The sequence below is a fragment of the Aetokthonos hydrillicola CCALA 1050 genome (genome assembly GCF_017591665.1).
In the GTDB taxonomy this organism is placed as follows: Bacteria; Cyanobacteriota; Cyanobacteriia; order Cyanobacteriales; family Nostocaceae; genus Aetokthonos; species Aetokthonos hydrillicola.
The window spans coordinates 1-12,862 of sequence record NZ_JAAKGC010000130.1; the positions used below are offsets into that span (position 1 = coordinate 1).

The 12,862-nt window shown below is 39.7% G+C and carries 7 protein-coding genes and 1 pseudogene; 5 read left to right on the forward strand and 3 right to left on the reverse strand.

What is annotated here, in order from left to right; translation table 11 throughout:
- The 3 genes from G4P69_RS32645 to G4P69_RS32655 all read right to left on the reverse strand — a co-directional run.
- A partial coding sequence (locus G4P69_RS32645) for a type I polyketide synthase (protein WP_243903115.1) occupies window positions 1-3,290 on the reverse strand: 3,290 nt, incomplete at its 3' end.
- Window positions 3,291-3,570: 280 nt separating this feature from the next.
- A complete protein-coding gene (locus G4P69_RS32650) occupies window positions 3,571-3,849 on the reverse strand; it encodes a hypothetical protein (protein ID WP_208339156.1) in 279 nt (92 codons plus the stop codon).
- A 604-nt stretch (window positions 3,850-4,453) separates the two neighbouring features.
- Window positions 4,454-5,791 carry a ParB/RepB/Spo0J family partition protein gene (locus G4P69_RS32655; protein ID WP_208339155.1) on the reverse strand — a complete coding sequence of 446 codons (1,338 nt, stop codon included), beginning with the start codon at window positions 5,789-5,791 and terminating at the stop codon, window positions 4,454-4,456.
- A gap of 865 nt (window positions 5,792-6,656) precedes the next feature.
- On the opposite strand from G4P69_RS32655, the gene G4P69_RS32660 reads away from it, so the two are divergent.
- The 5 genes and pseudogenes from G4P69_RS32660 to G4P69_RS32680 all read left to right on the forward strand — a co-directional run bounded on the left by G4P69_RS32660 (window position 6,657) and on the right by G4P69_RS32680 (window position 12,412).
- Complete coding sequence (locus tag G4P69_RS32660; protein ID WP_208339154.1) at window positions 6,657-7,856, forward strand: ABC exporter membrane fusion protein; 1,200 nt, start codon at window positions 6,657-6,659, stop codon at window positions 7,854-7,856.
- Window positions 7,857-8,150: 294 nt separating this feature from the next.
- A complete protein-coding gene (gene devC / locus G4P69_RS32665) occupies window positions 8,151-9,323 on the forward strand; it encodes an ABC transporter permease DevC (protein ID WP_208339153.1) in 1,173 nt (390 codons plus the stop codon).
- A gap of 185 nt (window positions 9,324-9,508) precedes the next feature.
- Window positions 9,509-10,513 (forward strand): NAD-dependent epimerase/dehydratase family protein, encoded by a 1,005-nt coding sequence (locus G4P69_RS32670; protein WP_208339152.1) that lies wholly within the window; start codon window positions 9,509-9,511, stop codon window positions 10,511-10,513.
- Window positions 10,514-10,701: 188 nt separating this feature from the next.
- A pseudogene (locus G4P69_RS32675) lies at window positions 10,702-11,143 on the forward strand (DUF2141 domain-containing protein).
- Between the two features lie 3 nt (window positions 11,144-11,146).
- Window positions 11,147-12,412, forward strand: a complete 1,266-nt coding sequence (locus tag G4P69_RS32680; protein WP_208339150.1) for a glycosyltransferase — start codon at window positions 11,147-11,149, stop codon at window positions 12,410-12,412.
- Window positions 12,413-12,862 lie beyond the last annotated feature (450 nt).

Sequence of the window (12,862 nt, forward strand, 5' to 3'; positions counted from 1 at the left end):
GAGTTGACTCTACCACCACCTCTTTCGTCTTCGTCTCCACCAAGGAGGGAGTTGACTCTACCACCACCTCTTTCGTCTTCGTCTCCACCAAGGAGGGAGTTGACTCTACCACCACCTCTTTCGTCTTCGTCTCCACCAAGAAGGGAGGTAACTCTACCACCACCTCTTTCGTCTTCGTCTCCACCAAGAAGGGAGGTAACTCTACCAGTTTCCTGATCGTATTCTTTTAGATCCAAACTAATGGTATTTTCTAGAGATTTACTGCTGTTTAGGGTGACTTGATGTCCGTCTTGTAAAGCTTGCTCAAATGCTTTTTTGGTTTTGTCGGACACATAGTTAATGCCGTTCAAACGTACGTTTAAGGGGCTGTTTTTCTCTGTTGTAGCTACAGGTTTTGGTAGCTGATAGGGATCGAGATTTTTCAGATTCAAACCAGCTACACGTAACTGTACAACGGCTTCGCGTAGAGAGCGATCGCTATTCTTTTGACTGCTGGGGTTTAAGGCTATAGTCATATGAGGGCGATCGCCAAGAATCTCTTTGACTAAGTTAGCGAGAATCCTACGTGGACCAAATTCAACAAAGCAATAACCGCCTGCTGCGTAGATATTTTCTATTTCCTGCTTAAACAACACCGAGTTATTTAGGTGAGTTTCGAGGATTTTTTGAATAGCTGCGGATTCTTGAGGATAAGGCTTTCCTGTTACATTGGTGTAAACAGGTAATTTCGGGTTAGAGAAAGTAACAGTTTTAATTGCTTGAGCAAAAGCTTTTTGAGCGAAAGCAATTAGCGGAGTGTGGAAAGCTGCGGATACAGGTAACGAAACTGTTGTGCATCCTTTCTCTTGCAAAGCTTGACGGGCTTTTGCTATTTCAGTTACAGGACCGGCTAAGACAACTTGACGAGGAGAATTGAGATTGGCGATCGTAACTTGAGGAAAATGCCTAATAATTGCTTCTACCTTGGCGATCTCTTCTTTAACAGCCAGCATAGTTCCTGGATCATAGTCAGGATCTTGAGGAGCAGCCATTGCTTGACCCCTAGCTTTAACTAAGAAGCAGTAATCTTCTTCACTCAAAACCCCAGCAGCCCATAAAGCAGTTAGTTCTCCGAAGCTGTGTCCAGCAACAAAATCTGACTTAAACCCAGCTTGTTGCAGAATTTTATAAAGTCCTGCACTCAACATCCCAATTGCAGGTTGAGCGTATTCTGTACGCTGTAATGCAGCAACTTGAGAATTTTTTTCTGCTTCATCAAATACTGGATGGGGAAAAACAATTTCCGACAAAGGCTGTAAATTATCTTTGAGGAAAAGGTTATCCATACAGCCATAAAGGTTTCGCAAGGTGGGAAAATTCATGACTAGTTCCCGACCCATATCCAAGTACTGAGAACCTTGACCAGAAAACAAGGATACAACTTTTCCAGCTAGATCAAGACCTGTTTGGCGGTAATAAATACCTTGTGGATGTTCCCACGATTCGGTTGAGGGTTTGTTTTTCAGAAGATCGATACAAATTTGTAGCAATTTGCAAGCCTCAGATCGAGAAGAAGCAACAAACCCAACTCTCGCAGCAACAAGAGGAACTTCTTTTGATTTACACTCGTCTATTAGTTCTAGATAATGTTTCTCTCCTGCTCCCGACTGCAACTTACCTAAAACCTCTTCGCAATGACTCAACAATTGTGCTGGGTTGTTTGCAGCTAACAGCAATTCACTAGCCGTATTGTGAATGCGGTAGGGGCGGTGATGTTCAGCTTCGTATTCTTCAAGAACAATGTGATAATTTGTACCACCAAAACCAAAAGAACTAATACCTGCACGTCTTGGGGGTTCAGCTTCACTACGAATCCATGGTCTGGTTTCGGTATTGAGATAAAACCGAGAATTTTTAATATTAAGTTTGGGGTTGGGTTCAGTAACGTTAATAGTTGCTGGTAGTATTTTGTGATGCAGCGCCAAAGCAGTTTTGATCAAACTTGCTGCACCAGCCGCAGCTTTTGTGTGTCCAATCTGGGATTTAACTGTACCCAGTGCGATATATTGTCTTCTGGAGTCTGGTTCACCAAAAAATTCTCTTAAAGACCCGAATTCGGTGGGATCTCCTGCCATTGTACCTGTGCCGTGCGCTTCCATCAAACCAACAGTTGTTGGGGGAATACCTGCGTCTTCATAAGCACGTTCCAAGGCTTTTACCTGTCCTTCCAGTCGGGGAGCATAAATACTCTTATATCGTCCATCACTAGAAGTACCAATTCCTTTAATGACTGCATAAATTTTGTCATTGTCTCTTACAGCATCTTCTAGTCGTTTGAGGACTATCATACCGACGCCTTCGCCCAGCATCATACCATCAGACTTGGCGTCGAAAGGTTTTACATTTTCACTGGGGGAAACAGCTGGTGTTTTACTGAAACACATATAACCCATAATTGTGTTATCAGTGTCTACTCCACCAGTAAGCATCATGTCACAGCGATGCTCTACCAGCTCACTAATTGCCATTTTTAAAGCACCGAAGGAACTAGCACAAGCAGCGTCAATGACGCAGTTTATCCCTCCGAAGTTCAAGCGGTTAGCAATGCGCCCAGCAACTATGTTAGCTAACATACCAGGGAAAGCATTTTCATCCCAATTTACATAGGCGCTTTTAATTTTCTTGACGATTTTTTGTGTGTCCTCGTCAGATAAGCCACTGCTTTTGAGAACTTTTTCCCACACAGGGTATTCTAATCTAGCAGCAAGAGGCATTCCTAATTGTTTTGCCATTGCTACGCCTAAAATTACCCCAACAGTCTCACGATTGAAATCGCGGGAGAGCCCGTAGCCTGCATCTTCCATAGCTTCTTTCGCAACAACTAAACTTAAGAGTTGCGAAACATCAGTTACTTCTAAGATATTCGGTGGAATACCGAATTCCATTGGGTTAAAGTCTACGTGTGGGACAAATCCACCTCTTTTACAGTAAGTTTTTTCTTCAGGTGTTCTTGGGTTTGGATCGTAGTAATCGTCTATGTTCCAGTGCGAGGATGGAACATCGGTAATACAGTCTGTTTTATTGAGAATATTTTGCCAATATTCTTGTAAATTTCTGGCTTTTGCAAAAAGAGAAGCCATACCAATGATGGCTATAGGATTATGTTGCAATTGTCTATTAATTTTGTTGAAGGATAAGGATTTATCAGACATCTTTTTTTTCTCCTCTATAAACCTAACCACAGCTTTCTCACAATCGTTTATTTGGTCTTCTAGCTGCGCCAAGGCAGTATCAATTGAATAAGCAGACATAGGACATCGATGAATTTCTAGTACTGTCAATTATTTAGCTGCGGCAATTTTAGTCACCAAACCAAAATAAGCTATCTTCTGTTAGAAGCAGCTATCCTATCTGCAAAGGCGTTTCAATGCCATACCACCTCGATCAATTCAAGTTGGTGGTGTTCGACTGGTGTAATTTTGAAACTTTTATCGGGCAGTCGTTTCACCATTTTAAAATGTTCTAAGCCTAAAACTTGTATAATTGTTATCACATAGGTTCAACAACGTCACCGCAATTTGGGAAAAATTCTTATCCAATGTTCGATTCCTGATTTTGTGGTAATAGATCAATTACATTGTTGACACTCGTGAAATAGTCTTGCAGGGCACTAGCTGCTTGACCAGTAAATTCAATCCATTCGTAATGATACAGATGTTGAGAATTGGGTTCAGACTGGAATAATGGAAATTTGGGAGTAGCTATTAGAACAGAAACCCTTTTTTCTCCATAGCCATTTTGATTATCTAGCTTTACTGCGGCAACATAGCTAGTGTTAATCACAACGTTCTGTATCTTGATAAATGTCATGGCTAGGTTCAACATCCAAGATAATGTATTTTATGGAATTTGACAAACAAAGTTTGACAAACTCGTTACAGAAGAACACTCCTCTCAACCCGTATTCACGAACAACTCAGCACACAAGAATTACAGCTATTTTGTGTAGTGTGCGGAATGCAAAAAAATACTTAAAATGTTTACGGCGTAAGCTCTTTATAAGCATTTTACATCCTACACTTTTGGTCTTATCACTTCAAAATAGCTGTGAGCTATTAGTTATTGGGCAACTAAAATATTTTTAGTTTTGTATTCCTCATTAACTAAATTTCATTGCCCTTTGAATTATCAGAATTAATAAAAAGACTAGCATAACCAAAACAAAGTAGAACGTTCGTTTTTAGCATTTTCACAAAAAAAATAGATTATTTTTCGTCATTAACATTTATAAAAAAATAAAAGTATAGAGGATTACTATTATTAGGGGATTGGGGATTGGTTATGGATAACAGTTTTTTTATCGCAATCAGGTAGGATTATTAAACCCATTTCTACAAAAAGAAAAATACTTTTTCTACTAAAAAGCGTACTTTTAAAACTGGTTCTTTATATAAATCCTCTACCACCCAATCCCCTATCCTACTTTCTCCGCCTGCTTTCCAGTTAAATTCTGCCAACGAATAATTCCGCGAGTTACCAAATCATGATTATCATCGCCAGTAAAACAACTGCGTCCCATCCTTTCGCAAGCAATTAGAATTTCACCATTTCCCATGAATGGCGCAATAACAAAATTATTGGGGCTGGTATATAAATTTAATAGGTAGGGTACTATTCCCTCTATTCCTTCAATATTAATTGGTGTCTCTGGTTTAGATATAGAATAGTTAGAAAAAATACCAATATATATTTTTCCAAGCGTTAATTCATATTGAAAAGGCATTCGATTCTGGCTGCAAAATTGATAAATATTGCCCTCCGAACGCAATACAGCTACTACACGGGCTTCATTGACTAAGTAATCGTGATTCCATGTTTGTGAAAGGGTGGCGATCGCTAAAGCTGCATTACTAGGTAGCAGTTTCATGAATTCTTTCCCAGCAGTATCACCACAGTAAATTAAGTGACGACCAAGAATCCATTCTTCACCAACTTTGACTCCTAACTCTTTAGCAACAACAGTTGATTTCTTAATCGGTTGTTCAACTTGAGACTGGACTTGCTTTTTGAGTAACTTAGCTTCTTTTTGCGCTATAGCACTTTTATAAGCTTCCATCTGCAACTCTTTTTGCTTCGTCCTTGCCTGTGCTGCTAGTGTAGCCTGCCTTTGGGCTTCTTTTTGCTCTCCACGAGCCTTTGCTTCCTCTGCTGCGTGTTCCGCCTGTTCTGCTAATATACGGTCTTTACTACCTGCTCTAGCTACCTTAAGTAAATCTGTAGTGCTTTTAGCAAGGGGCGTATCTTTAATTATTTCTTTGACTTCTGGTAAAATGTCTCTAGCAATCTGTTTACCAAGTTGGAAGCTCCGCTCGCTGTATCCAACTTCTTTTGCTAATTCCATTGTTGTCTTTTGAGGTGGTGAAATGCTTTCACTACCTTTATGGGTGTATTGGTTATCGCCTGGTTTCGCTCTTAATCCTAATCTTTCGAGAATTTGCTCTCGTTCTAACCAAAGTTGCGATCGCTCTAGTGGTTCTAGTTCATTACGAATTAAATTCTCGTCAATTTCCGCCAACCGAGCATGGTCTGCATCATCGTAAGTAATGATGTTACACTCAATTTCTGTCAGATGTAGCAGTCTACAAGCTGTAAGACGATGCAATCCTGCAATCAAGTTAAAGTTCTGATCTACCGTAATTGGGTTCAACAGACCATTAGCTTTAATTGATTCCATCAACTCCGCAACTTTTTCGTCATTAATTGGACGCCGATTAAGACCAATTGTAATTTGGTCGATGGATACGGTAGGCATAATTACTGTTGTGCAGTGAGGTCAGCCAAAATACGAACAATCAGATATATTTAATATATTTCATTAACATTCTCGAAAACCTGAATTTTCTGGAAAATTTCGATGAGTATATCTTATGGAAAATATCGACCCGTGGCGTGTGATCTTGATTGAATCCGTAACGCACGATAATTAATTGTTTTATATGTTACTAACTGCTGGTAACATGATCTAAAATGTCTGGTGCGTTACGCTACGCTAACTGCCTCCCCTACGTGTATTTCAAAAAATTTCAAAAATCAAATATAAGTCTTATTCCCTCTTAATAAAAAAAGCTTGTCACTCAATACTGCACGGGTTTTGGAAAATCGTAGGTTGGGTAGAGCGCATAAGCGAAACCCAACAAATCCTTATAAATGTTGGGTTTCGTTCCTCAACCCAACCTACATTAAATTTAAATTTTCGGCTTAACCGAGCAGTATTGGCTTGTCACTAACCTTTTCCTAATCATGAAATGTAATGGGTTGACAAGACCAAAGTTTTTTGCAAAAGTAGAAAGCAAGTTCTCTACATAACTTCTCTTGACTTTTGACTTGGAGCGGAGCGACTAGCGCTTCTTTGTTTCGTTCTTCTGAGAAAGATTACGCTTTTCGACTAATAGTATGAGATTTTGGTGTAGTGCCACCATTGATTTAAGCGCTAATCTAGTTATTTGTGTCGTTTGTGGCGGCTACGATAGGGGCGATCGCTCACAATCATAATATAAACCTCATTAGACCTATCAGCGACAAACCCTCTTGATCAATTCCCGATGAGACTAATAAGCGTCAACTGTAATTTAGCCATTTAGGCTGTTCCCCCAGTTTAGGACAATTGGAATAAAAATATGGCAGTAAACAAGGAAAGCCAGCTATTCAAAAAACCTGCATATCGGTGGCGAATAATTTTCGTAACTTTTGTCGCTTTAACGACTGGGCTAGTATCTGTCTACAGTTTTTTACAACTCCGGTCTAACGTTGACACTACACCGCCGGTAAAACAGCGAAAAATTGCACCTGCGAGAGTTGCGATCACCGCTTTGGGACGTATTCAACCTCAAGGAGAAATTACTAAACTGTCTCCCCCTAGTTCACTAAGTGGTGTCCGAGTTGAAAAGCTGCTTGTCAAGGAAGGAGAAGAGGTAGCAGAGGGAGAAGTCGTAGCATTCCTTGAAGGTTATGCTCGTAGTAAAGCAGCTTTGCAACAAGCTAAAGATAAAGTTGAAATTGCTCAAGCTAAGTTAGAACAAATAAAAGCTGGGGCGAAAAAGGGAGATATTGATGCACAAAAAGCCACGATATCCCAGCTACAGTCTCAATTAAAAGGAGAAATTGCTGCTCAGCAAGCGACAGTCACACGCTTACAAGCTCAACTAGCCAATGCTCAAACCGAGAATGATCGATATCAGCGGCTATATCAACAAGGTGCGATTTCCTCATCTACAGCAGACACTAAGCGCTTGCAAATGAGTACTCAACAACAGCAGCTTTTAGAAGCCCAAGCTGCTTTAAAGCGGACTGTAAACACTATCAACGACCAAATTAATCAAGCAAAAGCCAAACTAGTCAGTATTGCAGAAGTACGTCCTGTAGATGTTCAAGCAGCACAAACAGAGGTTAAAAGTGCCATCACTGCTGTGGAACAAGCAAAAGCAGATTATGATTTAACCTACGTTGTCTCTCCTATCAGTGGGAAAGTTTTGAAAGTTCGTACTAAATCAGGAGAGGTTAGTGGTAATGATGGAATTGTTGATATAGGCAAAACCTCTCAAATGATGGTGTTTGCAGAAGTTTATCAAACTGATATTAGCAAAGTACGTCTAGGTCAAAAAGCTATTATCAGTAGCACTGCATTTCCTAAAAAATTAAGAGGAACTGTAAGCAAAATTGGGTTACAAGTTGACAGACAAAATGTCTTAAGTGTCAATCCAGAAGCAGATACAGATCGCAGAGTGATTCAAGTTAAAATTCTGATTGATGATCCAGAAGATAGCAAACAGGTTGAAGGTTTAACCAACTTACAAGTGGATGTTGCAATTCAGATCTAGTGAAAAGGAGTCAGAATTCAGGAGTCGGAATTCAGAATTCAGGAGTCAGAATACCACCCCATCTGAAGTTAGGAGGTTTCAAGTAAGGATTTTTTTTCTTTGCCTTCACCATTAAAATCAGGAACTTCAGACCTGGATTCATCCATCGTCAGTTGCTTTACTTAGAGTTTCCCCAAGAGCGTACTAACTCCACTCAGATAATTGTGACTTCTAACTCCTAACTCCTGAATTCTGACTCCTGACTCCTGAATTCTTCTTCCGTGATTCCCCATTTTCCTTTATCAACATTGAACTATGATTGTCAAAACTCCTTTGGCATGGTTACAACTGGTTCGTAGCAAAGTACGCTCTCTAGTAGCGGTAGCCGGTATTGCTTTCATTGTAATCCTAATGTTTATGCAACTTGGGTTTCAAGACGCTCTTTATTCCAGTGCTACCCAAGTACATAGAAACCTTACTGGAGACTTATTTTTAATTAGTTCTCAATATAAATCTTTAACAGCAATCCAAAGCTTTTCTCAAACTCGTTTATATCAAGCATTAGGGTTTAACGGGGTAGAATCAGTCAGTCCAATTTCTTTAGGATTTGCAGCTTTTAAAAATCCTGTCACAGGTCAAAAATACTCAATATATGTAATTGGCTTTGAACCTGGTAACCCTGTTATGAACATACCAGAAATTAAGTTAGATAAAATCAAAATTCCTGATGTAGTACTTTTTGACCGCAGTTCTCGACCAGAATTTGGAGATGTTGCTGAAAAATTTGAAAAGGGACAGACAGAACAGACCATTGAGATTTTTCCTTTTAATTCATTAGTTGGTTACAAAGTTAGAGTTGGAGGCTTATTCAGCTTGGGTCCTTCCTTTGGAGTGGATGGCAATTTAATTGTTAGTAGTTCAACTTTCCTCAGAATATTTCCTAACAATAGATCGCCAGATATGATAGATATAGGTGCTATCACTCTCAAACCTGGTGCTGATCCACAAAAAGTTTTGAAAAATTTGCAGCAAACCTTACCTCAAGATGTCCTAGTTTTTACTAGACAAGGTTTTATAGATTTTGAAAAACAATATTGGGCTAATAGAACACCCATTGGTTTTATACTTAATCTAATGTTGACAATGGCTGCCGTTGTAGGAGTAGTTATTGTATATCAAATTCTTTATAGTAATATTTCAACACAATTAGTTGCTTATGCGACCTTAAAAGCTATAGGTTATACAACTAATTATTTATTGATAGTAGTTTTTCAACAGGCCTTTATTTTATCAGTATTAAGTTACGTACCAGGAATGGCTTTTTCTTGGTGGTTGTATGGTTTTGCTATGGAAGCTACTAAATTACCAATCGCGATGAGTTTTAGCAATGCAGTTATTGTCTTAATCTCAACAATTTTAATGTGTATGACCTCTGGAGCGCTCGCTATAAACAAACTTCGCTCCACAGATCCAGTAGATATTTTTTAGAAGAATGGGCATGGGGCATAGGGGATAGGGCATAGGGAACAATTCCTTGCCAGGAGTACCCCGATATGCAGTTTACCACTCGCTACGAACTAAAGAAACACATTATCCCATATTATCCCATGCCCCATGCCCCGTGCCCCATGCCCCATGCCCCATGCCCATTGCCCCATTACCCCTTTTTATCCATGAACCTCCAAAACAAAACTATTCTCATCACTGGTATTGGCGAATTTGTCGGCTTGCGTGCTGCTGAGCTAGCTTCTTTGCAGGGAATGAAAGTCTGTGGACTACAAAGCTCTTCAGATAAAATCAAAAAAGCGCAAAATTTAGGCGCTAAGGTTATTGTTGGTAGTATAACTGATCCTGCTACTGCCTCTAAGGCTTGCGAAGGAGTAGACATAGTTTTACACACAGCTGAACTTGCACAAGAAGGTGGTTCACTAAACGAATTTCGGCAGGTAAATGTCGATGGAACGATTAATATTGCTCAAGCTGCTGAAAAGGCTGGGGTAAAAACCTTTATCCACCTTTCAAGTGTTTTAGTTTACGGCTTCAACTATCCTGATCGCATCACAGAAGATGGACCTCTCTGCGGCGAGAATAACCCGTACTGTCAGACAAAAATAGAAGCGGAAAAAGCACTTCTAAAACTCAACAGTCCACCAGAATTTGGGATCACCATTATTAGACCAGGAGATGTTTATGGACCTGGAAGCATCCCTTGGATAGTTCGACCACTTCTATTAATGCGCCAAAAATTATTTGCATACGCTAACGAAGGACGGGGAGTTATCAATCATGTGTATATCGATAACTTGATTCAAGCAATTTTCCTGGCGATAGAAAAAGAAACATATGGAGAGATATTTAACGTCACAGACGGACAAGAAACTAGTTGGAAAGAGTATTTTACGCACTTAGCTGACATTGCTGGATTACCTGCGCCTTTTTCTTTACCAAAAGATGAACTCAAACTATTTCTAAAATTACGATATCAGGGACAAAGACTATTTCGTAAACAAGCTGATATTCTACCCGAAGTCGTAGATTTTATGACCCGCCCGTATGCTTATTCGATTACCAAAGCACAAAACGTTTTAAGTTATCAACCAACGATAAATTTGCAAGAAGGAATGAAGCTTACACAGGAATGGCTGAAAAAAACTGACCTCCAAAAATTTGTCCAATAAAATTGGTTCGTAGTTGCGCTAAAGCGCATTAAAAGGTAATTATAAGCCTTTCAAGCCATTTGATCAAACTAAAACTGTAATCATCAGCACAAATAAACATCCTGGGTTCGTAGTTGCACTAAGCGTGCGCTAAAGCGCAACTACAAACCTTTCAAGCTGTTCTACAAAAATTCACATTTCAGATGATCATGCTTAAACTATCTAAGTTCGGTTTCTTTTTCCTGGCTACTTTAATAAGCATCAGCTTTGCTAAAACAGTGAATGCAGATCCTACTTCAAGACTGACTGTTGTAGTCAATGGAGTTCAACATCAAAAAGGTCAGCTTTGTTTCAGAATTTACTCCAGTGAAGAAGGTTTTCCTTTTAGTGACACTAGTGAAAGGAAGTTCTGGAACAAAACAATTTTATGGATTAAAGCCTGGAACTTACGCTGTTGCTGTGATTGACGATCAAAATGGTAACCACAAACTAGACACTAATTTTTTAGGTATTCCTCAAGAAGGTTTTGGGATTTCTAAGAACCCAACTGTATCTATATCAACGGGTGCGCCAAAGTTTCAGCAAGCTAGTTTTTCATTGAGAAAAGACATAACAATCAAAATTTTTATGAAATATTCGCTTGATTCATAAACAATGAAAGAATTAGCAATTTTGCTGTGTATAGTTTTGCTGGGTTGGTTGGTCATTCAGGTATCTCTGTGTGTTCTGTTTTTGCTACACCTGCGTTCACCTCGCAGGAAATTATTATCAGACCAGGAGTTACCTAAAACTGCGGTTGTTCTTTCCTTACGTGGTGCAGATCCGTTTCTGTCCGATTGTTTGCGATCGCTCTTAAATCAGAACTACCCAGAGTATGATTTAAAGATAATCCTCGATAGTCAGCAAGACCCAGCTTGGCGCGTTGTCGCAGATATACTCAGTGACCAGGAAGTAGTAACTGATAATGTACACGTCAGCATTCTCAGGACGCCTTACCCCAACTCTAGTCTCAAATGTAGTTCATTAGTACAAGCTGTTTCTAAGCTTGATGACTCTTATAAAGTCGTTGCTTTCGTAGACGCTGATGCGGTGGTTCATTCCAATTGGCTACGTGAATTAGTCAGTCCTTTAGCTCATCCCAAAGTCGGTGCAACAACAGGGAACCCTTGGTACTTACCAACTGGGAAGTACTGGGGTTCATCAGTACGGTACTTGTGGAACGTATTTGCAGTAGTAAAAATGTACCTGCACCGGATTCCCTGGGGTGGTAGTTTAGCTGTAAAAACAGAAGTTATTCACACAACAGGACTGTTAGATAAGTGGAAGCGAGCCTACAGCGAAGACACTATAATTCCCAGCGTATTGGCAAGACATGGGATGCAAGTTGTATTTGTTCCTTCTCTGATTATTCTTAATCACGAAGAGAGCGATTTTTCACACTTACTAGACTCATCAAAGCGACAACTGCTTTCTTATCGACTTTACCATCCTCGATGGTGGGCTGTGATTGCTGATTCAATTTTAACTGTAGTACTTCCTCATCTGGTGTTGGTGCTAATTCTAGTTGCATTGTGGACACGACAATGGGATGTAGCTGTTATATTCCTGAACAGCTTGGGGGTATACATGCAAGTATTACTTTTTTTTGTAATAGCCTTAGAGAAAGAGGTACAGCTATTACTACCACAACACGGTCAGCAGTTGACAAAAATATCAGCCACCACAATGATGAAATTATCAATAGCATCTCTCCTGACACTGTGGGTTTACGGTCTAGGAATGGTATCAGCTTTATGGATGAAACAAGTTAAGTGGCGTGGTGTAACCTATCGAGTTAGAGGAGCATGGGATATCCGTGTACTAAAATACTACCCTTACCAGTTATTTGAGCACCCCAATGATAACCAAGTTTCACGGTGAAGATAAGCATTTTGAGATTCTACTTTGGTTTATTTTCGATTTGTAATTATACAGCTAAGAAGCTCATGACAGCAAAGATCAGTATTGCTAACCGAAGCTATTAAAAACAGCCTATCAGGGGGTTTATATCTGTTAACAATACAGATGAAATCAATGTTTGATGAGTAACTTGAAAAGCTGTGGTAAATGCTATTAGTACGGTAGTCAAATTATCAAAAAATTTGGGTTTAAAACCCCGTCCTTTTAGGACGGCTTTGTGTTAGAATTTGAACATGTCAGTACAAGACATTTAAATAAAACCTACTCCCGGACTGGGAGAAAGTCACGCCTAAAATACTCTTGAGGAGACATCACTACGCCTTAAAGGCAAGCCGTAGTTCGCCTAGGAACCTGTGAAAACAGGATATTAAGACGCTCATGGTCTTGAGAATCTCTGTCTCTTTAGAGCGG

What these genes read in the sequence shown, in the direction of transcription:
- G4P69_RS32650 (WP_208339156.1), bottom strand. Translation starts at nt 3,849, where the DNA reads ATGACATTTATCAAGATACAGAACGTTGTGATTAACACTAGCTATGTT.
- G4P69_RS32655 (WP_208339155.1), bottom strand. Translation starts at nt 5,791, where the DNA reads ATGCCTACCGTATCCATCGACCAAATTACAATTGGTCTTAATCGGCGT.
- G4P69_RS32660 (WP_208339154.1), top strand. Translation starts at nt 6,657, where the DNA reads ATGGCAGTAAACAAGGAAAGCCAGCTATTCAAAAAACCTGCATATCGG.
- devC (WP_208339153.1), top strand. Translation starts at nt 8,151, where the DNA reads ATGATTGTCAAAACTCCTTTGGCATGGTTACAACTGGTTCGTAGCAAA.
- G4P69_RS32670 (WP_208339152.1), top strand. Translation starts at nt 9,509, where the DNA reads ATGAACCTCCAAAACAAAACTATTCTCATCACTGGTATTGGCGAATTT.
- G4P69_RS32680 (WP_208339150.1), top strand. Translation starts at nt 11,147, where the DNA reads ATGAAAGAATTAGCAATTTTGCTGTGTATAGTTTTGCTGGGTTGGTTG.